This window comes from Marinobacter subterrani (genome assembly GCF_001045555.1).
Classification (GTDB): domain Bacteria; phylum Pseudomonadota; class Gammaproteobacteria; order Pseudomonadales; family Oleiphilaceae; genus Marinobacter; species Marinobacter subterrani.
In genome coordinates, this window is the sequence record NZ_LFBU01000002.1 from 153,969 (window position 1) to 179,882 (window position 25,914).

Below are 25,914 nucleotides of genomic sequence, written 5' to 3' on the forward strand. Positions count from 1 at the left end.
CGAGCATGAGCACAGATACCACCGAAGCCGAACTGGTCGAAGCCCTGCAGCGGGATTTCGGCCATGGCGTGCTGAGCTGCCAGCAGACTCGCACTGGTATGCCTGTGCTCTGGGTAACGCGAGAGTCCCTGACCGATGTCCTGGGCTACCTCAAGGGCCTGAACGCACCCTTCGACATGCTCTACGATCTGTCGGCCACGGACGAGAGGCTGCGTGGTCATCGTCACGGATTACCGCCCTCGGAATTCACGGTGTTCTACCAGTTGATGTCGGTTACGCGAAACCGCGACATCATGCTGAAAGTGCCACTGAGTGCGGACGACCTGAGCGTACCCTCAGCCACTGGCGTGTTCCCGTCCGCCAACTGGTACGAGCGGGAAGTGTGGGACATGTTCGGCATCGGCTTTGCCGGCCACCCCCACCTGGAACGCCTGTTGATGCCGCCAACCTGGACCGGCCATCCCCTGCGCAAGGACTACCCCGCCCGGGCCACGGAATTTGATCCCTACACCCTGACCGTGGCAGGCCAGGAGAAGGAACAGCATGCCCTGCAGTTCGTGCCCGAGAACTGGGGCATGGCGCGGGAACGGGATGGCGCGGAGTTCATGTTCCTGAACCTGGGGCCCAACCATCCCTCTGCCCACGGCGCCTTCCGCCTTGTGCTCCAGCTCGATGGTGAGGAAGTGGTCGACTGCGTGCCGGATATCGGCTACCACCACCGGGGCGCGGAAAAGATGGCGGAGCGCCAGTCCTGGCACAGCTTTATTCCCTACACCGACCGCATCGATTACACCGGCGGGGTAATGAACAACCTGCCCTACGTGCTGGCGGTGGAAAAGCTGGCGGGCATTGAAGTGCCAGACCGGGTGAAGACGATTCGGGTGATGATGGCCGAAATGTTCCGGATCACCAGCCATCTGCTGTTTCTGGGCACCTACCTGCAGGACCTGGGGGCCATGACACCTGTGTTTTTTACCTTCAGCGACCGGCAGAGGGCCTACAAGGTGATTGAAGGCATCACCGGCTTTCGCATGCATCCGGCCTGGTTCCGCATCGGCGGCGTGATGCAGGACCTGCCCCAGGGCTGGGAGAAGCTGGTGCAGGAGTTCCTGAACTGGATGCCGCCCCGGCTGCGTGAGTACGAGCGGGCGATGATGGAGAACGCTCTGGTGCGCGAGCGGACCCGCAACGTGGCGGCCTTTAACACGGCCGAGGCTCTGGCCTGGGGCGTTACCGGTCCGAACCTGAGGGCCACCGGATGCAATTTCGACCTGCGCAAGCAGCGCCCCTACTCCGGTTACGACAACTTCGAATTCGAGGTGCCGCTGGGGGATCGCGGGGATGTTTTCGATCGGGGCCAGCTCCGCATCGAGGAAATGCGCCAGAGCCTGCGGATTATCCAGCAATGTGTAAACCACATGCCGGCGGGCGATTTCAAGGCCGACCACCCGCTCACCACGCCGCCGCCCCGGGAGCGGATGCTGGAACACATTGAAACACTGATTACCCATTTCCTGCAGGTGTCCTGGGGACCGGTGCTCAAGCCCCAGGAATCCTTGCAGATGGTAGAGGCCACCAAGGGCATCAACAGTTATTACCTGACCAGTGATGGCAGCACCATGAGTTACCGTACCCGGATCCGGACCCCCAGCTTCCCGCACCTGCAGCAGATTCCCAGTGTGATGCGGGGCGGCTTTGTGCCGGATCTGATCGCCCACCTGGGCAGCATTGATTTTGTGATGGCAGACGTGGACCGCTGATGATGGAACACACACAGGCTTCAAACCAGCAGACCTCGAGCGGGCAGATTCTCGCCACCGATGGCTTTCAGCTGCATCCGGAGGATGAGACCGCGATCCGCGAGGAGCTCAGCCACTATGAGCAGCCCCAGGCGGCCTGCATAGAAGCGCTGAAAATTGTCCAGCGCCGCCATGGCTGGGTGCCGGATGCGGCCATCCCGGCGATTGCCCGGGTGCTGGGGGTGGGCCCGGCCAGCGTTGAGGGGGTGGCCACCTTCTACAGCCTGATTTTCCGCCAGCCGGTGGGTCGCCATGTGATTCTGGTCTGTGATTCCAGTTCCTGTTTCCTGACCGGCTTCGACCAGCTCCGCCAGGCCCTGAGCGAACACCTGGGCATCGGCCTGGGGCAAACCACCGCCGACGGCCGCTTCACCCTGCTGCCGGTATGTTGCCTGGGCGCCTGTGACGGTGGCCCGGCCATGATGATCGACGACGATGTCTATGGGCCGGTAGGCGCCGATGAGCTTGCCGGGCTCCTGGAGGGCTATTCATGAACAGCCAGCGCCAGTCTGCGGTGTACCGGAGCCGGATACTCCAGCCCGCTGCCGAGCGCAGGCCGGAGACCCATCCGCTGACCTGGCGGCTGCGGGACGATGGCCAGGTGGTGAATCTGCAAGATTACCAATCCAGGGAGGGCTATCTTGCGGTCCAGCAGGTCCTGAACGAACACGATCCCCGGGCGGTTATCGCCACCATGAAACAGGCCAGAGTGCGCGGCCGTGGCGGCGCCGGCTTCTCCGCCGGCCTGAAATGGAGCCTCACCCTGCAGGGCGGCGACATGCCCCGGGGCTATATCGTCTGTAACGCCGACGAGATGGAACCGGGCACTTTCAAGGACCGCCTGCTGATGGAGCAGCAGCCGCACCTGCTGATCGAGGGCATGATCCTGGCCGCCTTCGCCAACAACGCCCGCTACGGCTACATCTTCCTGCGCGGCGAGTACGTGGAATCCGCCAGGGTTCTGGCGGAGGCCCTTGTGGAAGCCCGGGAGGCCGGCTGGCTCGGGCGGGATATCGCCGGTAGCGGCTTCGATTTTGATATGGCCGTGCATACCGGCGCCGGGCGCTACATCTGTGGCGAGGAAACCGCCCTGCTCAATTCCCTGGAGGGCAAGCGCGCCAACCCGCGGGCCAAACCCCCGTTCCCCGGCCAATCCGGCGCCTGGGGCAAGCCCACGGTGGTGAACAATGTGGAAACCCTGTGCAACGTGCCGGCGGTGATGCTGCGGGGTGCCGACTGGTACCAGGGGTTGTCCGGTGGGCGCACCGAGGATGGCGGCACCAAACTCTACGGCGCCTCGGGCCTGGTGAACCGGCCCGGCCTCTGGGAACTGCCCATCGGCATCACCGGCCAGGAAATCCTGGACCGTGCCGGTGGCCTGCGGGACGGCCGGGCGCTCAAGGCCTGGCTGCCCGGCGGTGCCAGCACCGGCTTTCTGTTGCCGAAGCACCTGGACCTGCCACTGGATTTCGACACCGTGGGCAAGGAAGGCAGTCGCCTGGGCACGGGGCTGATTACCGTAGTCACAGAAGACCAGAGCATGGTCTCGCTGATGCGTAATCTGGAGGAATTTTTCGCCCGGGAGTCCTGCGGCTGGTGTACCCCCTGCCGGGATGGCCTGCCGTGGACCGTGAAGCTGTTACTGGCGCTGGAGCGGGGCGAAGGCCAGGCCGGCGATGTCGAGCTGCTGGACAAGCTGGCGGCGGACTGCGGGCCGGGGCTGACCTTCTGCGCCCACGCCCCGGGCGCAGCCATGCCATTGCAGACCGCCCTCCGGCACTTCCGGCACGAATTCGAGCAGGGCGTTCATTACCCGAAGGGCAAGGCCCATGCGGATCCGATTCCGGTGGGGGAAGTATGACCCGATCACTGACCGCGAACAGGGAGTAAACCGGCACCATGGCAACCATTCATGTGGACGGCCAGAGCTACGAGGTCAACGGGGCAGACAACCTGCTCCAGGCCTGCCTGTCCCTGGGCCTGGACATACCCTACTTCTGCTGGCATCCCGCGATGGGCAGTGTCGGGGCCTGCCGCCAGTGTGCTGTGCGCCAGTACAAGGGCAGCGACGACCATAAGGGCACTCTGGTGATGTCGTGCATGACCCCAGCGGCAGACGGCACCCGGATTGATATCGAGGACGAGGAGGCCCGGGCCTTCCGGGCCAGTGTCGTCGAGTGGCTGATGATCAACCACCCCCACGACTGCCCGGTGTGTGAGGAAGGCGGTCACTGTCACCTGCAGGATATGACCGTGATGACCGGCCACGACCGCCGCCGTTACCGGTTCCGCAAGCGTACCCGCCGCAACCAGTACCTGGGCCCGTTCATCGCCCACGAGATGAACCGCTGCATCACCTGCTACCGCTGCGTACGCTTCTACAACGACTACGCCGGCGGCAAGGATCTCGGAGCGTTCGGGGCCAAGGACAACATCTATTTCGGGCGCCACGAGGAAGGCACTCTCGAAAGCCGGTTCGCAGGCAACCTGACCGAAGTCTGCCCCACCGGAGTGTTCACCGACCAGAGCCATTCGGACCATTACACCCGCAAGTGGGACCTGCAATTTGCACCCAGTATCTGCCACCAGTGTGCCGTGGGCTGCAATATCAGTCCGGGTGAGCGTTATGGCGATATCCGCCGGATTGAAAACCGCTACCACGGAGAAGTGAACGGCTACTTCCTGTGTGATCTGGGGCGGTTTGGCTATGGCTATGTCAACCGCACCGACCGGCCCCGTGTGCCGGAGTGGCGGCCGAGCCCCGGTGAGCAGCCGGCAGAGCTCGAGGTGGATGCGGCGCTGGCGCGTATTGGCGATGCCCTCAAACATGCCCGCCGGGTGGTTGGTATCGGCTCACCCCGGGCCAGCCTGGAGAGCAATTACCAGCTCCGGCAACTGGTGGGACTGGCGAACTTCTCCACCGGCATCGAAGCACGGGAGCAGGACTGCCTGGAGCGCATGAATGACATCACCCGCAGCTGCGGTTTGCCCGTACCCACGCTGCGGGAAGTGGAGCAGCACGATGCGGTGCTGGTGCTTGGCGAGGATCCCATGGAAAGCGCGGCCCGTCTGGGGCTGGCCATTCGCCAGGCGATAACGGCCCCACCCTCGGAACGGGCAGCGAAGCTGGGGATTCCGGGCTGGAACGCCGAAGCCATGAAAACCCTGGCCCAGGACCACCGCCAGCCCCTGTTCATTGCCTACCCGGCGGCCACCGAGCTGGATGAAATTGCCCGGCCCAGGCTGTCCCTGGCGCCCGACGACATTGCCCGGTTGGGCTTTGCCATCGCCCATGCCATTGATGCATCGGCACCGGCGGTTACGGATCTGGATGATGGGCTTCACAAGCAGGCCGGCGATATTGCCCGGGCCCTGATGGAGGCGGATCGTCCGCTGGTGGTCAGTGGCGGTTCGCTGGCTTGCCCGGCGGTGCTGGATGCCGCCGGCAACATCGCCCGTGCGCTGGCCCGGCGGGTATCCGGGGGCGGCCTGATGCTCATACGTCGGGAAGTGAACAGCACCGGTCTGTCCCTGATGGGTGGCCAGCCCCTGGACTGGGCACTGGCGCAGTTGTCCGGCGGCGAGGCCGATGCGGTGGTGATTCTGGAGAATGATCTGTACCAGCGCCTGCCGGATAACCAGGTCGATGCGGCGCTTGACCGTGCCGAGGTTCGGGTTGTGCTGGATCACCAGCGTACCCGTACCCTGGCCCAGGCCAACTTTTCACTGCCGGCGGCCAGCTTTGCCGAAGCCGATGGCACCCTGGTCAGCCTCGAAGGCCGTGCCCAGCGTTTTTTCCAGGTATTCGACCCGGCCTACATGCGGCCCGAGGCCCGGATTCACGAGAGCTGGCGCTGGCTGCACGCGCTGTCGGCCCGGAAAAACACGTCGGGCTCCGGGGATATTACCCTGGACCAGGTCACCGGGGCCTGTGCCGGTGCCTGTCCGGAACTGGCCGCCATTGTGGGTGCCGCGCCGGATGCCGGCTACCGGGTTGAGGGGCTCCGGCTGGCCCGGGAGCCACACCGGTACAGTGGCCGCACTTCCATGCGGGCGAACCAGAATGTCAGTGAACCCCGGGCGCCCCAGGATCCGGATACCGCCTTCGCGTTCTCCATGGAGGGCTACAGCGGCTACCAGGAACCCCGGCAACAGGTGCCCTTTGCCTGGGCGCCGGGCTGGAATTCGCCCCAGGCCTGGAACAAGTTCACCGATGAGGTGGGGGGGCACCTGCGCGGCGGTGATCCCGGCGTCCGGCTGCTTGCTCCCCGGCCCGGTCAGTATCACTACGCCACGGCCATTCCCCACGCGTTCCGGCCCGGAGGCGATGATTGCCAGGCCGTCGTCTTGCCGCGACTGTTTGGTGGGGATGAAACCTCTGCCCGGGCGGAGCAGATTCGCCAGCGTATGGAGCGCCCGGTGTTGCTGCTGTCGCAAGCCGACGCCACACCTTTGGGCGCAGAACTCGGCGGGCTGGTGACTGTCACCGGCGAGCACGCCTGTGTCAGCCTTCCGGCCTGCGTGCAGACTGACTGGCCCGCCGGCCTGGTGGGCCTACCAGCGGGCAGCGTGCCGGCCGGGATTGCCGGCGGCCGGGTCACGCTTACTGCCGGCCCGGGGTCGACGCCGACCCCTGGTGAGGAGGTGCAACCATGAGCTGGCTGAGCCCCGATCTGCAGGCCATTCTCTGGGGTATGTTCCAGGCCCTGGTGATTCTGCTGGGCGCGGTTTTGCTGGGCGCGGCCATGACCATTGTCGAGCGGCGCCTGCTCGGGTTGTGGCAGGACCGTTATGGGCCGAACCGGGTGGGGCCCTTTGGCACTCTCCAGCTGGTGGCGGACATGATCAAGATCTTCTTCAAGGAGGACTGGATTCCACCCTTCGCCGACCGGCCGCTGTTTGTGCTGGCGCCGATGGTCGCGTTTGCCTCTCTGCTGCTGTCGTTCATCATCATCCCCATCACCCCCGGCTGGGGCATTGCCGACCTGCACATCGGCCTGCTGTTTTTCCTGGCGATGGCCGGAATCAATGTCTACGCCGTATTGCTGGGCGGCTGGGCCAGTGGCAACAAGTACGCCCTGATCGGGGCCATGAGGGCTTCGGCCCAGACGCTCTCCTACGAAGTATTCATGGGTCTGTCACTGATGGGCGTGGTGGCCCTGGCTGGCTCGTTCAACATGCGCGACATAGTCGTGGCCCAGGAAGGCCTCTGGTTTGTGGTGCCCCAGTTCTTCGGTTTCTGCACCTTCCTGATTGCCGGTATCGCGGTGACCCACCGCCATCCGTTTGATCAGCCGGAGGCCGAACAGGAGCTGGCGGACGGCTACCACATTGAATACTCCGGCATGAAGTTCGGCCTGTTCTTTATCGGCGAGTACGTCGGCATGGTGCTGGTGTCGGCCCTGATCGTCACCCTGTTCTTCGGTGGCTGGCAAGGCCCCTGGCTGCCGCCGATTCTCTGGTTCGCAATCAAGACCGGTTTCTTCCTGATGCTGTTTATCCTGCTGCGGGCATCGCTGCCGCGGCCCCGCTATGACCGGGTGATGAGCTTCGGCTGGAAGGTGTGTCTGCCGCTGACCCTGATCAATCTTCTGGCCACCGGCGCAGTGATGCTGCTGGTTGGCCCGTAAGCCTGGGAGGACCCTGTTATGGAGAAGGAAAAGGTCCCGTTTATCCGGTCGGTGCTCTGGTTGGTGCCGGCCACCTGGACCCAGTTGCGGACTCTGGGCATGGTGTTCATGCACGGTTTCCGCAAGCGTGAGACGGTGAACTACCCGGAGGAGGCTGTCTACCTGCCGCCCCGCTACCGGGGCCGGATCGTGCTGACCCGGGACCCGGATGGCGAGGAGCGCTGTGTGGCCTGCAACCTGTGCGCGGTGGCCTGCCCGGTGGACTGCATCTCACTGCAGAAAGGCGAGCAGGAGGATGGCCGCTGGTACCCGGAATTCTTCCGTATCAACTTCTCCCGCTGCATTTTCTGCGGCATGTGCGAGGAGGCCTGCCCGACCTCGGCAATCCAGCTGACCCCGGATTTCGAGATGGCGGAATACGATCGGCAGCAACTGGTGTACGAGAAGGAAGACCTGCTGATCAACGGCCCGGGCAAGGACCACGATTACCACTTCTACAAGGTGGCGGGCATGGCCATCGGGGGCAAGGACAAGGGCCAGGCACTGAATGAAGAGGAACCGGTGGACGTACGTTCCCTGTTGCCATAAATCGGGAGGTGAAGACCCATGGAGCTGGCATTTTATCTGAGTGGCCTGGTGGCGGTTCTGGCCACAGTGGGCGTGATTACCGGCCGCAACCCGGTGCATGCCGTGGTGTATCTGATCGTCTCGCTGATCGCCGTGGCGCTGGTGTTCTTCGCCCTGGGAGCGCCCTTTGCCGGCGCCCTGGAAATCATCGTCTATGCCGGTGCCATCATGGTCCTGTTCGTGTTTGTTGTGATGATGCTCAACCTCGGGGCGGACGCCGAGGCCGACGTCGACGGCTGGCGCCATCCGCGGCACTGGATCGGGCCTTCGCTGCTGGCCCTGACGCTGTTCGGCGTTCTGGTGTATCTGCTTGCCGGCGGCGACATGGCGCGGGCCATTGACGGCGAACTGCTGACCGCACGGGCGGTGGGGCTGACGCTGTTCGGGCCCTGGCTGATGGTCGTTGAACTGGCGGGTCTGCTGTTGCTGGGGGCGCTGGTGGCGGCCTCCCATGTCGGGCGCAGATCGAATCCACTGCGACACAGGAGAGGTTCCTGATGGCGGGTATTCCGGTGGAACACGGCCTGTTTCTGGCCGCCATTCTGTTTGTCCTCGGACTGGCGGGCCTGATGCTGCGCCGCAACATGCTGTTTGTACTGATGAGCCTGGAGGTCATGCTGAATGCCGCGGCCCTGGCCTTCGTGGTGGGGGCCACGGCCTGGAGCCAGCCTGACGGCCAGGCCATGTTCCTGCTGGTAATCACCCTGGCCGCCGCGGAAGCGTCCGTGGGTCTGGCGCTGATGATCCAGCTCTATCAGCGGGTACGGTCTCTCAATCTCGATCTGGTAAGCAGGATGCGCGGATGATGGAGCTGTTGGTCACCCTGTCCTTTGTCCTGCCCCTGATGGGCACCCTGGTACTGGCGCTCACCGCTGGTCGTCTGGGGCCACGGGTCGGCGCCTGCATTGGCGTTGCCAGTGTGGGGCTGGCGGCCCTGGCGACGGCCTGGGCGATAGCGATCTACCCGCATGCTGGTGGCGCGGTTCGCTTCGCGCTCTGGACCTGGATGGAGGTGGGCACATTCAAAGCGACCATCGGTCTGGCGGTGGATGGCCTCGCCCTGGTGATGATGGCAGTTATTACCGGTGTGGGCTTCTTCATCCACCTGTTTGCCGCCTGGTATATGGCCGGCGAGGCTGGCATTACCCGGTTCTATGCCTGGATGAACCTGTTTGTCTTCAGCATGATGGTGCTGGTGCTCGGGGACAATCTGCTCCTCTTGTTCCTGGGCTGGGAAGGGGTTGGCCTGTGCAGTTACCTGCTGATCGGCTACTACTATCAGGACAGCGCCAACGGCATGGCCGCGTTCAAGGCCTTCGTGGTGACCCGGATTGGCGATGTGTTTCTGGCCCTGGGTCTGTTCCTGATTTTCCGGGAGCTGGGCACCCTGGATATCCAGCAGGTGATGGCGCGCGCCTCCGAGGTCTGGTCGCCGGGGGATCCGATGGCCAGTCTTATCGCATTGTTGCTGCTGGGCGGTGCCCTGGGCAAGTCCGCCCAGGTACCGCTGCATACCTGGTTGCCGGATGCCATGGCGGGCCCGACCCCGGTCTCGGCCCTGATTCACGCGGCGACCATGGTCACCGCCGGGGTCTACCTGATTGCCCGCCTGAACGGGCTGTTCCTGCTGGCCCCGGATGTCCTCGGGCTGGTCGGCATCATTGGCGCGGTCTCTCTGCTGCTGGCGGCCTTCGCTGCCCTGGCCCAGACCGATATCAAGCGGGTGTTGGCCTATTCCACTATGAGCCAGATTGGTTACATGTTCCTGGCGCTCGGCGTCGGGGCGTTCGATACCGCCATTTTCCACCTGGTCACCCACGCCTTCTTCAAGGCGCTGCTGTTCCTGTCGGCCGGTTCGGTGATCACCAGTTGCCACCATGAGCAGGACATGGCCCGGCTGGGCGGGCTGAGAAAGCGCCTGCCGGTGACCTATGCCGGTTTCCTGGTTGGGGGAGCGGCCCTGGTGGCCCTGCCGCTGGTGACGGCCGGCTTTTACAGCAAGGATGAAATCCTCTGGCAGGCCATGGCGGCCGGCAACTCGGGCCTTTTTCTGGCGGGCCTGCTGGGCGCCCTGCTGACCTGCCTCTACACGGTGCGGCTGATTCTCGGCATCTTCCATGGCGAGTACGGCAGCGACAACGCCCGGAACGCCGAGCCCGGCACCCAACTGCTGACCCATCACCTGCCTCTGGGCGTGCTGGCGGTGCTGTCCACCTTCGTGGGCGCCTGGCTGTATCCGCATCTTGGCAGTCTCTTCCCGGCGCCCCCCGGGGAAAGCACGAAGACCGGCCATACTCTGGTCCAGGTGCTGGCCATCGGCACTGTCATTGCCGGCCTGGCGCTGGCGGGATGGCTGTTTCTGGCGCGGGCCGGGTGGTTGCGGCAACAGGTCAGTCGGGGGCCGGGCGCCATGCTGTGGTCCCTCTGGCACCGGGCCTGGGGTTTCGATGCCCTGTATGACCGCCTGCTGGTGCGGCCCTGGCTGATTCTGGTTCGCATACTGCGGCACGACCTGGTGAATATGGCGGTCAACCTGCTGGCGCTGCTGGCCCGGCTGCTCAATGGCGGCCTGGTGCGAGCCCAGAATGGCCGGGTGCGCAGCTATGCAACCGCGATGATTCTGGGCGCGACGGTGATCTTGCTGGCGCTGGCCATTGGCCCGGGGGGTGTTTCGTGATCCTGGTGTGGCTGATCGTGATTCCGTTCCTGGGTGGCCTTTTGTGCTGGTACTCCGATCGGTGGGGCAAACAGACGCCCCGCTGGATCGCCCTGGCCACCATGCTGTTCGTTCTGGTGATCAGCCTGTGGCTCTGGGTGACCGGTGATTTTGCCCTGCCCGCGAAAGGGCAGAGCCAGTGGCTGCTGGAATGGCGGGTGGACTGGATTCCCCGGTTCGGCATTCAGATCCACCTGGCACTGGACGGACTCTCGCTGATCCTTGTGGCGCTTACCGGTTTTCTCGGCGCCCTGGCGGTGCTTTGTTCCTGGCAGGAGGTCGGTGACCGGATCGGTTTCTTTCACCTCAACCTGTTGTGGATTCTGGGTGGGGTGGTCGGCGTTTTCCTGGCCCTGGATCTGTTCCTGTTCTTCCTGTTCTGGGAAATGATGCTGGTGCCCATGTATTTTCTGATCGCGCTCTGGGGCCACAGTGGTTCCGCGGGCCAGACCCGGATTCGTGCCGCCACCCGCTTTTTCATCTATACCCAGGCCAGCGGCCTGCTGATGCTGGTGGCGATTCTGGGTCTGGTCTTTATCCACTACGGCAACACCGGCGAGCTGTCATTCAGTTACGGGGTATTGCGCCAGACAGAGGTCCCTGATGCCATTGCGCCCTGGCTGATGCTCGGATTCTTCATTGCCTTTGCGGTCAAGCTGCCGGTGGTGCCCCTGCACGGCTGGCTGCCCGATGCCCACACCCAGGCGCCCACCGCCGGCAGTGTCGACCTGGCCGGTATTCTCCTGAAAACAGCTGCTTACGGCATGCTCCGTTTTGGGCTACCACTGTTCCCGGAAGAATCCGTGGCCTTTGCTCCGGTTGCCATGACCCTGGGCCTGGTGAGCATCGTGTATGGCGCCGTGCTGGCCTGTGGCCAGCAGGACATCAAGCGGCTGATCGCCTACACCAGCATTTCCCACATGGGCTTCGTACTGATTGCTATCTATTCCGGCTCGGAACTGGCGATCCAGGGCGCCATCGTGCTGATGGTGGCTCACGCATTCTCCTCCGCCGGGCTGTTCATCCTGAGCGGGCAGCTCTATGAACGCCTCCATACCCGGGACATGCGCAAAATGGGTGGCCTCTGGGGCCGGCTACCGGTGCTGCCGGGGTTTACCCTGTGTTTTATTGCCGCCTCCCTGGGGATTCCGGCCACGGCCAATTTTGTTGGTGAGTTCATGATTATGTTTGGCACCTTTCCGACGGCCCCGGTGGTCGTGGTGATCGCCAGTAGCGGGCTGGTGCTGGCGGCCCTGTACTCGCTGATCCTGATGCAACGGGTGCATTTCGGCCCGGTGTATCGGGAGGGCCCGCTGCCGGGGCCGCACTGGCGGGAGTACTTCATGATGCTGGTTCTGCTGGCCCTGGTGCTTCTGGTCGGCCTATACCCCCAGCCGCTGCTGGATACCACTGCCGTCCTGGCGGGGAACATTGCGGAGTTGTTCGCCGGCGCCGCCGGTGACCATCTGATCGACCTGTCCGGGGAGGTGCGCTGATGCTGACCGCTGCCCACCTTCTCGCGCTATTGCCGCTGATCATTGTCGGGGTCACGGCGGTGGTGGCCATGCTCGGAATTGCCTGGCAGCGCCATCACGCCGGCACCGCCCTGGTCTCTGCGGCGGGGCTGGTGGCGGCCCTGCTGAGCCTCCCTCTCAGCTATCCCGCGGCCAGTTCCCCGCCTCTGATGCAGGTGGATGGCGTGGCGGTCATGGCTGGCGCCCTGATTCTGCTATCGGCGCTGGTAACGGTGATCCTGAGCCATCACTACCTGACCGGCTATATCGGCCCCCGGGAAGAGTTTTACCTGCTGCTGCTGTGTGCGACGACCGGTGCCCTGGCCCTGGTAAACAGCGATCACCTGGCGATGCTGTTTATCAGCCTGGAACTCTTGTCCATGCCGCTCTATGGCATGCTGGCCTACAGTTTCCGGGCCGAGCGCTCACTGGAGGCAGGCATCAAATACCTGCTGCTCTCGGCGGCCGCCACGGCCTTCCTGCTGTTCGGCATGGCGCTGATCTATGCCCGCACCGGCCATCTGGATCTGGCGGGCCTGGCGGGCGCTCTGGCCGCTGCCCCAGATGCCTGGATGCTTGCCGGCGCGGCACTGATCGTGGTGGGGCTGGGCTTCAAACTCTCGGTGGTGCCCTTTCACCTGTGGACGCCGGACGTCTACCAGGGGGGACCGGCACCGGCCACCATTTTCCTTGCCACGGTCAGCAAGCTGGCGGTGTTTGTGGTATTGCTGCGCCTGGTGCTGGCGGCGCCGGTGTTCAGCAGTGAGTGGCTGCAGACCCTGGTCACGGTGCTGGCCCTGCTGACCATGCTGGGGGGGAACCTTCTGGCGCTGTTCCAGGCCAATCTCAAGCGGCTGCTGGGGTATTCGTCCATCGCCCATTTTGGCTATCTGCTGGTGGCCATCGTGGTGGGCAACGCCCTGGCTATCGAAACCACGGGGGTTTACCTGATCACCTATCTGGTGACGACACTGGTAGCCTTCGGCGTGGTGACCCTGGTATCGAGCCCGTTCGGCGGCGAGGATGCGGACGCGTTGCCATTATACCGGGGCCTGTTCTGGCGCCGGCCCTATCTGGCGGCCGTGATGACCGTCAGTTTCCTGTCGTTGGCGGGTATTCCGCTCACCGCCGGATTCATCGGCAAGTTCTACGTGATCGCCCTGGGTGTGGCAGAAAACCGCTGGTGGCTGGTGGGAGGCATCGTTGTCGGCAGTGCCATCGGGCTGTATTACTACCTGCGGGTGATGGTGACCCTGTACCTGCCAGAACCGGGCATGCGCCAGCGGGATGTGACCAACGACTGGGGCAGCCGTATTGGCGGGATCACCCTGATGGCCCTGGCTGTGGCGATACTGGTGCTGGGCATTTACCCGGGCCCGATGATTGACTGGGTGCACCAGCTGCACTTCGGCTAGTGCAGCTTGAGCCTCGGATGCATGGCCCGGCTGATCCGGTCCATCAACCAGATGATGCCGGTACGGAGCATGCCGTGCAGCGCGACCTGGTGCATGCGGTAGAGCGACAGATAGAACAGGCGCGCGACCTTGCCTTCTACGTACATGCTGCGGCCGGACAGGTTGCCCATCAGGTTGCCAACGGTGGTGTAACGGCTGAAATTGATCAGTGAGCCGTGATCGTTATAGACAAACGGCACGGCCTTACCGTTCTCCAGTCGGTTGCACAGGGTCTTGAACAGGGTGTCGGCCTGCTGGTGAGCCGCCTGGGCCCGCGGGGGCACCGGCCGGTCGGAATCCGGTTGCGGACAGGCCGCGCAATCCCCCAGGGCGAAGATGTCGGTGTCCTGGGTGGTTTGCAGGGTCTGCTCCACCACCAGCTGGTTGCTGCGGTTCACTTCCAGGCCACCGAGTTCGGCGAGAAACGCCGGCGCCTTGATGCCGGCCGCCCAGATGGTCATCTCGGAAGGCAGCTCGGTGCCATCTTTCATGACGATGCTGGTGGCCCGGACTTCGCTTACCGGCTGGCCGGTGAGTACCTTTACGTTCTGCCGCTCCAGCTCGCGGGTGGCCGCGGCCGAGAGCCGGGCCGGCAGGGCCGGCAGGATGCGGTCTGCGGCTTCGATGACGTTGATCGAGACGTCGGATGCCTGCAGATGATTCATGCCGTACACCGGCAGTTCCCGGGAGGCCAGGCGCAGTTCCGCTGCCAGCTCCACGCCGGTGGCGCCGGCGCCGATGATATTGACATTCAGTGCGTGTTCCGCCCCCTGCATGGCCTCGTGGTTCTTGCGCAGAAAGGCGTTAAGCATCAGTTTGTGAAACCGGCGGGCCTGTCTCAGGCTGTCCAGGAACAGGCAGTTGTCCTGGGCGCCGGGGGTGCCAAAATCGTTGGCGGTGCTGCCTACGGCGATCACCAGGGTGTCATAGCTAATGTGGCGTTCCGGCACCACTTCCGCGCCATCCTCGTCATAAAAGGGGGCAATAACGAGCTTTTTGGCGGTGCGGTCGAGCCCGCTCATGCGCCCGAGCTGGAACTCGTAGCGGTGCTTCCTGGCATGGGCCCGATAGTTGATCTCGTTGGCGTTGGCGTCCAGGGAACCGGAGGCGACTTCGTGCAGAAGGGGTTTCCAGACATGAGTCAGCCCGGCATCCACCAGGGTGATCCGGGCTTTGCGTTTCTTTCCCAGTTTGTTGCCAAGACTGGTGACCAGTTCAAGACCGCCGGCGCCGCCGCCGACAACAACGACGTGATGAAGGTTGTCCATTGCAATCAGACCTGTAAGTGAAGAGAGCCAAGCGCTCTTCCGGGAAAGCGCTTGGCTGTCCTCACTGGATAGTCAAAAAAGGTAGGTTGCTAATGCTACCACAACAGGCAAGTAATGGTCACTTGGATAAGTGGCCAATGCAATGCTACCTAAGTACAACCGGCTTCAGCCCCGGAGCGAACGTCCGGAGCTCGTGGCGGGCCTACTCAATGGTGGGCCCGGTAGCCGTCCAGAATGGCGGCGATATCGTCGCCGAGTGCCCGCATGGCCCGGGCGTCGAGCTCGCGCTCCCCCATGGACCGGAGCCCCATGATCTGGGCCTGAATCAGCCGGCCAAGGCGCCCGCAATCCACCGCCTGCACCAGCTCGCCCCGGGCCTTGGCCTGTTCCAGAAGGTCAGTGAGGGATTGTTCAATGGCGGCAAGAATACGGTTGGCCTGAGCGGCCAGGGCCGGGTGTGTGCTGCTGGATTCGAGCAGGGTTTTCACGATCATGCAGGCGCGGGAGGGTGGTTGGTTTCCGCCGCCAGAACCGCTGGCGATGCCGCGCAGGTAGTCCTGTAACCCTTCCACGATGGAATCGTAGCTCTTCAGGTGGGCTGACAGTTCGCGCCCGGCCTCTTCCGCGTAGGCGGCAAGGGCTTCTGAGAACAGGCCGTCCTTGCTGCCAAAGGTGGCATAGATGCTGCCCGGGCGCATATCCAGGGCCTGCTCAATCTGTTTCATGGAGCTGCCGTGATACCCCTTTTCCCAGAACAGGCCGACGGCCTTCCCGAGGGCGGTTTTCCTGTCGTAGCGTGCATGTCTGGCCATACCAGCAGTTCACCGATTTCGTGGTTTGAATGACTGCTCAATCATAACTTGAGCAACTATTCATGAACAGTCAGCCGGCGTCCGTGGCCAGTATGTTGGCCTGCTTCGCTCGTTTTTTCTGTTCAAGCCGCTTGTCGACGCAGGCGTCCTCATCCCGAAGGATAACCACGCATTCCAGGCACTGGATGCACTCGTCGTAATCCACTTGCCCGTCCTTGCGGATCGCGTTGATACCACAGGCGTTCTTGCAGTGCTGGCAGGGGTTGCCGCAGAGCTCGACCCGCTCCAGCCAGCTGAACAGGCGTAACCGGCCCAGCACCGCCAGGCCGGCGCCCAGCGGGCACAGGTAGCGGCAATAGAATTTGTGAATGAACATGCCGATCACCAGCAGCCCCGCCGCGTAGGCGACAAACGGCCAGTACCGGACGAACAGCAGCGTGATGCTGGTCTTGAAGGGTTCCACCTCCGCCAGCCGTTCGGCCAGGGTGAGGGAGTAAAAGGCGCTGCCGACCAACGCCAGCAGTATCGGATACTTGAGCAGGATCAACCGGCGGTGCCAGCGCTCGGGGATTCTGATCTGCCGGAACTTCAGTTTTTCCCCGAGCCAGGCGGCTATTTCCTGAAGCGCGCCAAACGGGCACAGCCAGCCACAGAACAGGCCTCGGCCCCAGATAAACAGGGTGATGAAGGTGTAGGTCCAGAGGATGAACAGGATCGGATCGAGCAGGAACACGTCCAGTGTGAAGCCGTCCCAGACCGCCAGCAGCAGGGTGTAGATGTTGACCACCGAGAGCTGGCCCTGGGCATAGAAACCGATGAAAAACAGGGTAAAAAACAGGAAGCCCCAGCGGAAGCGGTGCACCAGTTTCGGACGCCGGCTCAGGGTTTTCTGCCGGGTAAAGAATACCGTCAACACCACGAGGCCAAGCACCAGCAGGCTGATCTGCCACCAGCGTTGCTGCCAGAGCCCGACCCAGACCGGTTGCCGGGTCTGTTCCGGCAACGGTGCCACCTCGACCGTTTCGAACAGATCCGGGTGGAAGGCCACGGGAATATCCAGCGTGGTGCGATCCACCATCAGGTAGTTGCGAGCCAGTTCGATATTGAGCTTGAGCGTGGCACTGGCGCCCGGATTAAAACCGGCGTTGCCGCCGATGCGGAACAGGGTCTCGCGGCCGAACGCGGGCATGCCATCGGCCCGGAAACCGATCGCCTGGTCAAACATGTTCAGGTCCCGCAGGGTTACCGACAGGTTATTCTGCACCATGCCGAGCCGGTCTGGTGTGCTGGCGGGGACGAAATCCTCCGACAGATGGCTGAAGGCCCCGCGGGACATCACGGCCAGAATCTGTGCGTTGTCGCCGGCTTTGCTGATAAGCCGCCGATAGCCCTCGTCGCCCAGCAGATTCCGGCCAACCATGGGCGCGTTAATATAGCCGAAATACAGCTCAATGAAGGGTTCGCCCGGCTCCGGTTGCGGGGCATCGGGATAATCCGCCAGCGGCCGCCCCAGGGCCTGCTCGACCGCTTCAGCACTGATCTTCCAGTGGCCCAGGTAGCCGCGTTCGACCAGCGCCTGCCAGCCCAGGGGCTGGAAAAAGTCAGGCCTGGCCCGGGTTGGGGGTGCCTGGGTAAAGCCCTCAAGTTTGTTGCGGGCCACCTTCAGGGCAGAGGACAGCACGGTATCGTTGATGATGAGGACCGATACCGTTGCCTTGCTGACACCGTCAAAGTGCACGATGTTGCCCTGGGTATCCCGGCCGGAGCGCCCGGAATTGGAAGTGTCGACGATGATCTGCTCACGCAGGGAGTGGCCGGCGTACTGGTCGACAAACTCGAACAGGGGTGCTTCACCGAGCCCGTGCAGGAATACCGGCTCATGATGATTGAGCACCGTCACGCCGGTAAAACGGCCACGGGTATCAAGGCCGATCAGCATGCTGATGGGTTTGCCGGCAAAACCCTGCAGCCGGCTGAGATCCACCGATTCATAGGCGTAGCCCAGCAGTTCCTGAAGCTGGTAGACCGGGTACACCGGAAAGTCTGACCGCTTGTCCTCGATCACGGTGGCCTTGGGAAACATCGCCTGGATCAACTCCCGTTTCTGCGCGGACAGGTCTGCCTGGGCATACGGTAACGTAAAGAGACAGGCAAGAAGGAGCACGATGCGCCCTGCCATGGGGTACTCCTGTGGTTCTTTTTGTTTGACCTTCCATGCTAGAGTTTTTGAACATTGGCTCAATGCGACCTCGGAGCCACCTGGATGCTACTTTGTGAGGAGACGTAACATGACCGACGCAACCTATACGCCACCCAGAGTCTGGAAATGGGAGGCCGAAAGCGGAGGTCGGTTTGCCAGCATCAACCGACCCATTGCCGGGCCGACCCATGACAAAGCGCTGCCGGTGGGCAAGCATCCGCTGCAACTGTATTCCCTGGCGACCCCGAATGGCGTGAAGGTCACGGTAATGCTGGAGGAACTGCTGGAATTGGGCATTTCGGGCGCGGAATACGACGCCTGGTTGATCCAGATTACCGAAGGCGATCAGTTTGGCAGCGGCTTTGTCGAGGTGAACCCCAACTCGAAGATCCCGGCCATGATGGACCACAGCGTCACGCCATCCATCCGCCTGTTCGAATCCGGATCGATCCTGCTGTACCTGGCGGAAAAATTCGGTGCCTTCCTGCCCAAAGACACCGCGGGCCGCGCAGAAACCCTGAACTGGCTGTTCTGGCAGATGGGCAGTGCGCCCATGCTGGGCGGTGGCTTCGGCCATTTCTATGCCTATGCACCGGAGAAGTATGAATATCCGATCAACCGGTACGCCATGGAGGTCAAGCGCCAGCTGGACGTACTGGATCGCCAGCTGGCCAACAACCGGTACATTGCCGGTGATGAGTACAGCATCGCCGATATGGCAATCTGGCCCTGGTACGGCGCCCTGGTAAAAAACAAGGTGTACGACGCGGCCGAGTTCCTTCAGGCCCACACCTATACCAATGTGGTGCGGTGGGCTGACGAGATCGCCCAGCGGCCGGCGGTCAGGCGCGGGCGCATGGTGAATCGTACCTGGGGTGAGCCGGAAAGCCAGCTTCACGAGCGTCATGATGCCAGCGACTTCCAGACCCGGACCCAGGACAAGATCGGGGACGGCGAATGAGGTTAGCGGTCTATTGCGGCTCCCGGTTCTTCTCACTCGGCCGGTTGGTTTGAAGATCAACGCAGGTCCGGGTGACCTCGCTCAGCACTGGTAGCTTTCCGCTCACTCCAGGCGGCGGACTTTCGTCATCAGTCGCCGCCAGTCAATGGGCAACCGGGTTTCCAGCTCCGCCAGAACCGGGTCCTTCGAGTGCACCGACTGGAAGTGCTGTTTACTGGCGTAAATGACCGTGTTGTTGCTCTTGCTGCGGAACATCAGTAGCACGGCAAAGTGTTTCCTGAGCTGCCTGAAGTACGGCCCCTCGACATCTGGGGTGCGGTGGTAATTCAGTACCAACCAGCCATCGTTGCCTAATGCCCGGGCGCACTCATCCACAAAGTGCCTTTGGGCCTGGGCCGGACTCATGCGGTCCGCGTTGTAGAGGTCGGCCAGGATCATGTCGGTGCTGGCCTGCGGCATCGCCTCCAGTGCCTGCCGGGCATCGGCGATGGTGACTGTCAGTCGTTCGCTGTCTGGCAGATCGAAAAATTCCCGCGCAGTTTCCAGCACCGCCTGTCGGAGTTCCACCGCGTGGATCCGGCATTCCGGGTGCAGGTGGTGTACGGCGCTGGCCATAACACCCCCGCCCAGGCCGAGAATGGTGACATGGCAGGGGTTGGCCAACGCCGCCGGTAACAGCATGGCCCGGTTGTACTCGTGCACCGGGACATGGGGCTGGCGCCGGTCGATCTTGCTCTGTTCAAACACCGAGTTGAAGGTGAGTACCCGGTGCTTGCGGTAATCAATCACCAGGATGCTGCCAAGGGCATCCCGGGTGTGATGAATGATCTCGCCCTTGTTGAACATCCGGATTACTGGCTGGAAGGCTGTTGCGGCTGGCCGGGTTTCTGTTGGCTCATCAGGGCTCCGTGGTCAGTTCAATCGGTTTTGTGTTAAAACCGTATTATCACAGAATGCGACTGTCCCAGACACAGTCAATGAGCCAAAGGCCAAAACGACAGGAGGCAACGCCGTGAAACTACAGGTTCAAGGCATAAAAGAAGGCCAGTCGATTCCCGAGAAATTCGCGTTCGGGGTCTACAGCGAAGATGATCACATGAGTTTCGGGCCCAACCGGAATCCCGAGATTGTCTGGGAGGGGGCGCCCGAAGGTACCCGGAGCTTCGTGGTGATGATGTTTGATCCGGACGTGCCCAGCGTTGCAGACGATGTGAATCAGGAAGGCAAAACCGTCTCGAAGGACATTCCGCGGGTCGATTTTTTTCACTGGCTTCTGGTGGATGTACCGGCCGGTACCGGCCGTATCCCGGAAGGCGAGGACAGCGACGGCGTGATTCCCAAAGGCAAGGACCCTGGCCCCGGCCCCATCGGCATTCGTGGCGTCAACAATTACACCCAGTTCCTCGCCGGCAATCCGGACATGAACGGCACCTACGCCGGCTACGACGGCCCCTGCCCGCCCTGGAACGATGAAATCATGCACCACTACCACTTCGAGGTTCATGCGCTGGATGTCGACAGCCTGAACCTGGAAGGGGAGTTTGATGGTAACGATGTCCGGGAGGCGATGGCCGGCCATGTGCTGGCCAGTGCCCGGGTGACCGGCACCTACACGCTGAATCCGGATCTGCGCCAGGGCTAGTTGCCTGTCCATAGCGGTTTTCTATCCACGTTATTGCCGGAATACGGGGTAACCCGATTCCGGCATTTTCTTTTCCCGGTTGCCGTCGCTTCGCCAGCCATGGCATGGCTTTCCGGCGATTTTCCCGGCGCCTTTTCTCGCCGCTCACCCTATGCATAGGGATGCATAATACCTTCCGCTAGTTGTTACTGAATCGCCAATTGACTCCAATCATCACGCGACAAAGCTGTGTCTTGATCTATATCAAATATGACTGCAAATGCATATCTGATCAATCCGGCGCGTGCTTAAAACAAAAAAATCCATAAAAACAAAAGAGGTACAAATATGGATGGGGTGACGGGAGATCGTGTGTACGACGGAGAGGTCTCTGGCAGCAAGCCGGGGTTCTTTGACCGTGAGAACACCATTGCCGGACCGAACTTCAATCGCTGGCTGGTGCCCACCGCCGCACTGGCGATTCACTTGTGTATTGGCATGGCCTACGGGTTCTCGGTGTTCTGGCTGCCAATGGCCAATCTGATTCCTGCCTCCGAGGTTGCCGCAAGCTGCGGCGATATTGGCCTGCTGCAGGCACTGACCACCACCTCCTGTAACTGGGCGGTGAGTCACGTGACTTACACCTTTGGAATATTCATCGCGGTGCTGGGTATTTCGGCTGCTCTGTGGGGCTCCTGGCTGGAACATGCCGGGCCACGCAAGGCCGGTGCCATTGCCGCGCTGTGCTGGGGCGGCGGCATGGTGGTTGGCGGCCTCGGTGTGATGACCCACCAACTGTGGCTGCTGTACCTGGGTGCAGGCGTGCTGGGCGGCATTGGCCAGGGCCTGGGCTACATCACGCCGGTATCTACCCTGATCAAGTGGTTCCCGGACCGCCGTGGCATGGCCACCGGCTTTGCCATCATGGGTTACGGTGGTGGTGCCATGGTGGGCGCGCCGCTGGCGGTTTGGCTGATGGGCAGCTACTCGGCCGATGGCGGCAAGGGCGTTGCCGCTACCCTGATTACCATGGGCGTTATCTACTTTTTCGTGATGATGGCCGGGGCCCTTGGTTTCCGGGTTCCGCCCAATGGCTGGAAGCCGGAAGGCTGGCAGCCCTCAGGTTCGCCTTCAGCCAACTCGATGATCACCCATGGCCACGTTCATCTGAACAAAGCCTGGAAGACCAGGCAATTCTGGCTGATCTGGGGCGTGTTGTTCCTGAATGTAACCGCCGGTATTGCGGTGATATCCATGGCCAGTCCGATGCTCCAGGACGTCTTCGGCGGAGCCCTAGTGGGTCTTGAGGAGGGCGGAAGCCTTACGGCTGCCCAGAAAGCTGCCGTGGTTGCTGCCGCTGCCGGCCTGGTGGGTCTGATCAGCCTGTTCAACAGTGTCGGCCGCCTGTTCTGGGCCTCGCTGTCGGACAAGATCGGCCGCAAAAACACCTACTTCACCTTCTTTGTGCTCGGCATCATCGTTTACTGCCTGCTGCCCACCTGGGGCCATATGGGCATGGCTGGCATGTTCGTGATTTCCATCTGCGTGATCCTGAGCATGTACGGGGGTGGTTTTGCCACGGTGCCGGCTTACCTTGCCGACATCTTCGGCACCCAGATGGTCGGTGCGATTCATGGCCGCCTGTTGACCGCCTGGACGGCAGCCGGTCTGGTCGGGCCGGTCATTATTGCCCTGATCCGCGAAGCACAGCTTGATGCGGGTATTGATCCGGCGCTGGTATACGACCGCACCCTGTACATTATGGCGGGTCTGTTGTTCCTGGGCCTGATCTGCAACAGCCTGATCAAGCCGGTGGATCATTCCCTGCACATGACCGAAGAAGAGCTGGCGTACGAGCGCGCCCTGCAGCACGACACCGGTGTGGCGGTGGATGCCCAGAAAGCGGCCCGTGGTGCCTTCGGTATGACCGGTGTGCTGGCCTGGCTGGCGGTGGGTGTGCCCTTCCTCATCGGGCTGTACATTGCGATCGCCAAGGCGGCTGCCCTGTTCTGACCGGCCCCGGACGCCCCGGTTCAGTCGACTCCTGCGAGCAACTGCTCAAAGGTGGTGACGGTTCCGGGAGCGTCCGGCTCATAGCCGGGGAGATGGTGAATGCGGTCGATGAACGGCTGCGAGCGCATGAGGTTGAGCAGGTGGTTCAGGTTGCTCTGGTCCATGCGATCTTTATGGCAAAGCAGCAGGTAATGCTCACGGGCCATTTCCACGAAGTCGAGATTGAACTGGCTGGCGGCCGCTTCCACGCCGAAGCCCACGTCAGCCATGCCGGCGGCCACAAACGCGGCCACGGCAGTATGGGTAAATTCCTGTTGGGGCGACCGGTTGATGCTGTCTTCAGCCAGGCCGGCCTGGCGCAACAGCAGGTTGAACAGAACGCGGGTGCCGGAATGCCGGTCCCTGCCAATGAATCTCAGTCCGGAGCTGGCCAGTTCAGGCAGGCTGCTAACTTTAACCGGCGCATCCTTGCGCATCATCAGGCCCTCGCGGCGGGTGACGAAACGGATCAGCCGGAACTGATCGCCCACCAGTTGGTGGCGGTAATAGTGAAGAATTTCCCGGGCCCGCTCGGGACAGGTGGGAAAGTGGAAGCTGGCCAGGTCGCATTCACCCCGGTTGAGCGCGGTCAGGGCTTCCTCCGGGTTTCGGTACTGCAGGTTGATTTCAACCTGGTCAGAAAACTCCGGCAGCAGTGCCACCGCATAACCGTGGCTGGCGTGCAGGCGGAGTACCGGGTGCTGGCCGGCCAGCAGTTGCTGGATCTGGTCGTTGAACTCGGAGGCCATGCTGTCGATCTGTGGCCCCAGCCGGGCTTTTACCCGCTGGTCGGCCCAGAGCAGTTTCTCGCCGAGGGGCGACAGCTGCGTGCCGTGGCCCTTGCGCATCAGCACCATCGGCAGGCCGAAGGTGTCGGCGCCCCGGTTGAGGAGGTTCCAGGCGTGCCGGTAGGAAATGCCGGCCGCAGCGGCGGCCGATGTGAGCTTGCCGCTTTCACGGATGTTCTCGAGCAGGCGGAAGAGTACCGGTTCGAACAGGTCGCCCTCGTCAGTCCGGAAGATCCAGGCGGGGGCGATGGAGAGTTTCTTTTTATGCATGCGGATTCATATTCCGTTGGCCGTGGTGGGGTGCTAGCGTAGCGGCAATTGCGCATAAGTACTGTACCAGGAATAAAAACAGGTAGGAACAGATATGCATATGGCAGAACAGATCAACCAACCACCGGTTGCCTCCCGTGGGGCCGCGACCGGAGACTGGACCCCTGACATGATCCGGGAAGAGGTGGTCGCCCTGAAGCACAAGCCGGGTGCCTTGCTCCCGATCCTCCATGCCGTACAGAACCGGGTGGGGTATATCCCCGAGGGCGCGGTGGCCATTATCGCCGAGGCGTTGCAGCAGACCCGGGCCGAAGTGCACGGGGTGATCAGCTTCTATCACCATTTCCGCACCCACCCGGTGGGCAGCAAGGTTATCCACGTGTGCCGGGCAGAAGCCTGCCAGGCCATGGGTGGCCGGGATCTGGAAGCCCACATCAAGTCGCGCCTGGGCGTGGACTACCACGGCACCACGGCGGATAACGAATTCACCCTGGAGCCGGTGTATTGCCTGGGTAACTGTGCCTGTGCGCCGTCGATCCGCGTGAACGACAACATTCACGGCCGGATGACCCCACAGAAGTTTGACCGCCTGGCGGACAAGCTCACCACCGCCACCCTGGAAATCCGGTAATCACAGGAGCATTGATCATGGCAACGAAAATCTACGTGCCCTGCGATACCACCGCGCTTTCCATGGGCGCGGATGAGGTGGCAAGGCTGATCGAGTACCACGCCGGGCAAAAGGGTGTGGAGATAGAAATCGTCCGCAACGGCTCCCGTGGCCTGTTCTGGCTGGAGCCGTTGGTGGAAATTGAAACCGCCACCGGCCGGATCGGTTATGGCCCGGTTGAGCCGGACGAGGTTCCGGGGCTGGTGGCGGCGGGCCTGTTTGATGCCAGATCAGACCATCCGCTGTATCTCGGTTCGGTGGCGGACATTCCTTACCTCAAGCGCCAGCAGCGCCTGACCTTTGCCCGCATCGGCATCACCGACCCGCTGTCCATTGCCGATTACCGCGCCCTTGGTGGCTTCGAAGGCCTGGGCAAGGCCCTGGCGATGACACCCCAGGCGATTGTCGATGAGGTCAAGACCTCCGGCCTGCGGGGCCGTGGCGGCGCTGCTTTTCCCACCGGCATCAAGTGGCAGACCGTGTACGACGAGCCCGGGCAGCAGCAGAAATACATCGTCTGCAACGCCGATGAGGGCGATTCCGGTACCTTTGCTGACCGGCTGGCCATGGAGTGCGACCCCTACATGCTGATTGAGGGGATGGCCATTGCCGGGCTGGCAGTGGGTGCCACCCAGGGCTTCATCTACCTGCGCTCTGAATACCCGGTGGCACACTCGATTCTGGAGGAAGCGATCAGCCGGGCCGAAAGCGAGGGTTTTCTGGGTGCCAATATCCGGGGCAGCGGCCAGGCCTTCCACCTGGAAGTCCGGCTGGCGGCGGGTGCCTATATCTGTGGTGAGGAAACCTCACTGCTGGAGAGCCTGGAAGGCAAGCGGGGCCTGGTGCGGGCCAAGCCGCCCCTGCCGGCCATCAAGGGGCTGTTTGGCCAGCCCACGGTGGTGAATAACGTGCTGTCGTTTGCAGCGGTGCCGTTCATTCTCGACCAGGGTGGCCAGGCCTACGCCGACTACGGCATGGGCAAATCCCGGGGCACCCTGGCCATCCAGCTGGCGGGCAACATCCGCCAGGGCGGGCTGATCGAACTGGCGTTCGGTGTCAGCCTGAAGGAAATTCTCGAAGACTTTGGCGGCGGGACCTTCACCGGCCGACCCATGAAAGCCGTGCAGGTGGGCGGGCCCCTGATGGCCTACATGCCGCACAGCCAGTGGGACACGCCGATGGATTACGAGGCCTTCGCCAAACTCGGTGCGGGCATTGGCCACGGTGGTGTGGTGGTGTTTGACGACACTGTCGATATGGGGGCCCAGGCCCGCTTCGCCATGGAATTCTGCACCGTTGAATCCTGCGGCAAGTGCACGCCCTGCCGGATCGGTTCGGTCCGGGGTGTGGAGGTGATTGACCGCATCCGCGCCGGTGAGAACCCGGACGCCAACCTGGTTCTGCTGGAAGAGCTGTGCGAGACCATGGTGGATGGCTCGCTTTGTGCCATGGGCGGGATGACTCCGTTCCCGGTGCAGAGTGTGATGAAACATTTCCCGGAAGACCTGACGGCCTGACCGAAGCATGTGGAG

At 62.7% G+C, this 25,914-nt stretch carries 21 protein-coding genes; 16 read left to right on the forward strand and 5 right to left on the reverse strand.

Annotated elements, in window-relative coordinates; translation table 11 throughout:
* Window positions 1–5: 5 nt before the first annotated feature.
* The 11 genes from nuoC to nuoN are packed head-to-tail and all read left to right on the forward strand — an operon-like array spanning window position 6 to window position 13,701.
* Complete coding sequence (nuoC, locus tag msub_RS16600; protein WP_048497270.1) at window positions 6–1,760, forward strand: NADH-quinone oxidoreductase subunit C/D; 1,755 nt, start codon at window positions 6–8, stop codon at window positions 1,758–1,760.
* 2 nt (window positions 1,761–1,762) lie between these two features.
* Window positions 1,763–2,293 carry an NADH-quinone oxidoreductase subunit NuoE gene (nuoE, locus tag msub_RS16605; RefSeq protein ID WP_197083916.1) on the forward strand — a complete coding sequence of 177 codons (531 nt, stop codon included), beginning with the start codon at window positions 1,763–1,765 and terminating at the stop codon, window positions 2,291–2,293.
* Window positions 2,290–3,660, forward strand: coding sequence for an NADH-quinone oxidoreductase subunit NuoF (nuoF, locus tag msub_RS16610; RefSeq protein ID WP_048497272.1), 1,371 nt, complete (start codon window positions 2,290–2,292; stop codon window positions 3,658–3,660). The genes nuoE and nuoF overlap by 4 nt, the downstream gene beginning before the upstream one ends.
* 38 nt (window positions 3,661–3,698) lie before the next feature.
* Complete coding sequence (gene nuoG / locus msub_RS16615; RefSeq protein ID WP_048497273.1) at window positions 3,699–6,455, forward strand: NADH-quinone oxidoreductase subunit NuoG; 2,757 nt, start codon at window positions 3,699–3,701, stop codon at window positions 6,453–6,455.
* Window positions 6,452–7,429, forward strand: coding sequence for an NADH-quinone oxidoreductase subunit NuoH (nuoH, locus tag msub_RS16620; protein ID WP_048497274.1), 978 nt, complete (start codon window positions 6,452–6,454; stop codon window positions 7,427–7,429). The genes nuoG and nuoH overlap by 4 nt, the downstream gene beginning before the upstream one ends.
* An 18-nt stretch (window positions 7,430–7,447) precedes the next feature.
* A complete protein-coding gene (gene nuoI, locus msub_RS16625; RefSeq protein ID WP_048497275.1) occupies window positions 7,448–8,017 on the forward strand; it encodes an NADH-quinone oxidoreductase subunit NuoI in 570 nt (189 codons plus the stop codon).
* 18 nt (window positions 8,018–8,035) lie between these two features.
* The gene (gene nuoJ, locus msub_RS16630) at window positions 8,036–8,554 is read left to right on the forward strand and encodes an NADH-quinone oxidoreductase subunit J (RefSeq protein WP_048497276.1); all 519 of its coding nucleotides are present in this window, start codon (window positions 8,036–8,038) and stop codon (window positions 8,552–8,554) included.
* Entirely contained in the window at window positions 8,554–8,862 is a 309-nt protein-coding gene (gene nuoK, locus msub_RS16635; RefSeq protein WP_048497277.1) for an NADH-quinone oxidoreductase subunit NuoK, read from the forward strand. The genes nuoJ and nuoK overlap by 1 nt, the downstream gene beginning before the upstream one ends.
* On the forward strand, window positions 8,859–10,733 hold the full coding sequence (gene nuoL, locus msub_RS16640) for an NADH-quinone oxidoreductase subunit L (RefSeq protein WP_197083896.1): 1,875 nt from the start codon (window positions 8,859–8,861) through the stop codon (window positions 10,731–10,733). The genes nuoK and nuoL overlap by 4 nt, the downstream gene beginning before the upstream one ends.
* Entirely contained in the window at window positions 10,730–12,268 is a 1,539-nt protein-coding gene (gene nuoM, locus msub_RS16645) for an NADH-quinone oxidoreductase subunit M (protein WP_048497278.1), read from the forward strand. Before nuoL ends, nuoM begins: the two co-directional genes overlap by 4 nt.
* Complete coding sequence (gene nuoN / locus msub_RS16650; RefSeq protein WP_406564710.1) at window positions 12,265–13,701, forward strand: NADH-quinone oxidoreductase subunit NuoN; 1,437 nt, start codon at window positions 12,265–12,267, stop codon at window positions 13,699–13,701. Before nuoM ends, nuoN begins: the two co-directional genes overlap by 4 nt.
* On the opposite strand, the gene msub_RS16655 is transcribed toward nuoN, so the two are convergent.
* The 3 genes from msub_RS16655 to msub_RS16665 all read right to left on the reverse strand — a co-directional run bounded on the left by msub_RS16655 (window position 13,698) and on the right by msub_RS16665 (window position 17,999).
* Window positions 13,698–15,008 (reverse strand): NAD(P)/FAD-dependent oxidoreductase, encoded by a 1,311-nt coding sequence (locus tag msub_RS16655; protein ID WP_048497280.1) that lies wholly within the window; start codon window positions 15,006–15,008, stop codon window positions 13,698–13,700. The genes nuoN and msub_RS16655 overlap by 4 nt on opposite strands.
* Window positions 15,009–15,214: 206 nt before the next feature.
* Window positions 15,215–15,820 (reverse strand): TetR/AcrR family transcriptional regulator, encoded by a 606-nt coding sequence (locus tag msub_RS16660; RefSeq protein ID WP_048497281.1) that lies wholly within the window; start codon window positions 15,818–15,820, stop codon window positions 15,215–15,217.
* Between the two features lie 70 nt (window positions 15,821–15,890).
* Entirely contained in the window at window positions 15,891–17,999 is a 2,109-nt protein-coding gene (locus msub_RS16665; protein WP_048497282.1) for a NosR/NirI family protein, read from the reverse strand.
* 109 nt (window positions 18,000–18,108) lie between these two features.
* Between msub_RS16665 and yghU the strand changes: the two genes are divergently transcribed.
* The gene (gene yghU, locus msub_RS16670) at window positions 18,109–18,981 is read left to right on the forward strand and encodes a glutathione-dependent disulfide-bond oxidoreductase (RefSeq protein WP_048497283.1); all 873 of its coding nucleotides are present in this window, start codon (window positions 18,109–18,111) and stop codon (window positions 18,979–18,981) included.
* A gap of 102 nt (window positions 18,982–19,083) precedes the next feature.
* On the opposite strand, the gene msub_RS16675 is transcribed toward yghU, so the two are convergent.
* Window positions 19,084–19,827, reverse strand: coding sequence for a spermidine synthase (locus msub_RS16675; protein ID WP_048497284.1), 744 nt, complete (start codon window positions 19,825–19,827; stop codon window positions 19,084–19,086).
* Between the two features lie 166 nt (window positions 19,828–19,993).
* Here msub_RS16675 and msub_RS16680 point away from each other — a divergent pair, with 166 nt between their 5' ends.
* Together msub_RS16680 and msub_RS16685 are read left to right on the forward strand one after the other, a co-directional pair.
* The gene (locus msub_RS16680) at window positions 19,994–20,623 is read left to right on the forward strand and encodes a YbhB/YbcL family Raf kinase inhibitor-like protein (RefSeq protein ID WP_048497285.1); all 630 of its coding nucleotides are present in this window, start codon (window positions 19,994–19,996) and stop codon (window positions 20,621–20,623) included.
* A gap of 327 nt (window positions 20,624–20,950) precedes the next feature.
* Window positions 20,951–22,615, forward strand: a complete 1,665-nt coding sequence (locus msub_RS16685) for an OFA family MFS transporter (protein WP_048497286.1) — start codon at window positions 20,951–20,953, stop codon at window positions 22,613–22,615.
* Window positions 22,616–22,635: 20 nt separating this feature from the next.
* Here msub_RS16685 and msub_RS16690 read toward each other — a convergent pair whose 3' ends face one another.
* The gene (locus tag msub_RS16690; protein ID WP_048497287.1) at window positions 22,636–23,712 is read right to left on the reverse strand and encodes a substrate-binding domain-containing protein; all 1,077 of its coding nucleotides are present in this window, start codon (window positions 23,710–23,712) and stop codon (window positions 22,636–22,638) included.
* Between the two features lie 94 nt (window positions 23,713–23,806).
* Between msub_RS16690 and msub_RS16695 the strand changes: the two genes are divergently transcribed.
* Window positions 23,807–24,343 carry a formate dehydrogenase subunit gamma gene (locus msub_RS16695; RefSeq protein ID WP_053077981.1) on the forward strand — a complete coding sequence of 179 codons (537 nt, stop codon included), beginning with the start codon at window positions 23,807–23,809 and terminating at the stop codon, window positions 24,341–24,343.
* Between the two features lie 17 nt (window positions 24,344–24,360).
* The gene (locus msub_RS16700) at window positions 24,361–25,899 is read left to right on the forward strand and encodes a formate dehydrogenase beta subunit (RefSeq protein WP_048497288.1); all 1,539 of its coding nucleotides are present in this window, start codon (window positions 24,361–24,363) and stop codon (window positions 25,897–25,899) included.
* The last annotated feature ends 15 nt before the right edge of the window (window positions 25,900–25,914 follow it).

Bases quoted from the DNA above. Each gene is read 5' to 3' on its own strand.
- nuoE (WP_197083916.1), top strand. From the start codon at position 1,763: ATGGAACACACACAGGCTTCAAACCAGCAGACCTCGAGCGGGCAGATT.
- msub_RS16685 (WP_048497286.1), top strand. From the start codon at position 20,951: ATGGATGGGGTGACGGGAGATCGTGTGTACGACGGAGAGGTCTCTGGC.
- nuoF (WP_048497272.1), top strand. From the start codon at position 2,290: ATGAACAGCCAGCGCCAGTCTGCGGTGTACCGGAGCCGGATACTCCAG.
- msub_RS16660 (WP_048497281.1), bottom strand. From the start codon at position 15,820: ATGGCCAGACATGCACGCTACGACAGGAAAACCGCCCTCGGGAAGGCC.
- nuoL (WP_197083896.1), top strand. From the start codon at position 8,859: ATGATGGAGCTGTTGGTCACCCTGTCCTTTGTCCTGCCCCTGATGGGC.
- yghU (WP_048497283.1), top strand. From the start codon at position 18,109: ATGACCGACGCAACCTATACGCCACCCAGAGTCTGGAAATGGGAGGCC.
- nuoG (WP_048497273.1), top strand. From the start codon at position 3,699: ATGGCAACCATTCATGTGGACGGCCAGAGCTACGAGGTCAACGGGGCA.
- msub_RS16695 (WP_053077981.1), top strand. From the start codon at position 23,807: ATGCATATGGCAGAACAGATCAACCAACCACCGGTTGCCTCCCGTGGG.
- msub_RS16655 (WP_048497280.1), bottom strand. From the start codon at position 15,008: ATGGACAACCTTCATCACGTCGTTGTTGTCGGCGGCGGCGCCGGCGGT.
- nuoC (WP_048497270.1), top strand. From the start codon at position 6: ATGAGCACAGATACCACCGAAGCCGAACTGGTCGAAGCCCTGCAGCGG.
- msub_RS16665 (WP_048497282.1), bottom strand. From the start codon at position 17,999: ATGGCAGGGCGCATCGTGCTCCTTCTTGCCTGTCTCTTTACGTTACCG.
- msub_RS16700 (WP_048497288.1), top strand. From the start codon at position 24,361: ATGGCAACGAAAATCTACGTGCCCTGCGATACCACCGCGCTTTCCATG.
- msub_RS16690 (WP_048497287.1), bottom strand. From the start codon at position 23,712: ATGCATAAAAAGAAACTCTCCATCGCCCCCGCCTGGATCTTCCGGACT.
- nuoK (WP_048497277.1), top strand. From the start codon at position 8,554: ATGGCGGGTATTCCGGTGGAACACGGCCTGTTTCTGGCCGCCATTCTG.
- msub_RS16675 (WP_048497284.1), bottom strand. From the start codon at position 19,827: ATGTTCAACAAGGGCGAGATCATTCATCACACCCGGGATGCCCTTGGC.
- nuoI (WP_048497275.1), top strand. From the start codon at position 7,448: ATGGAGAAGGAAAAGGTCCCGTTTATCCGGTCGGTGCTCTGGTTGGTG.
- nuoH (WP_048497274.1), top strand. From the start codon at position 6,452: ATGAGCTGGCTGAGCCCCGATCTGCAGGCCATTCTCTGGGGTATGTTC.
- nuoJ (WP_048497276.1), top strand. From the start codon at position 8,036: ATGGAGCTGGCATTTTATCTGAGTGGCCTGGTGGCGGTTCTGGCCACA.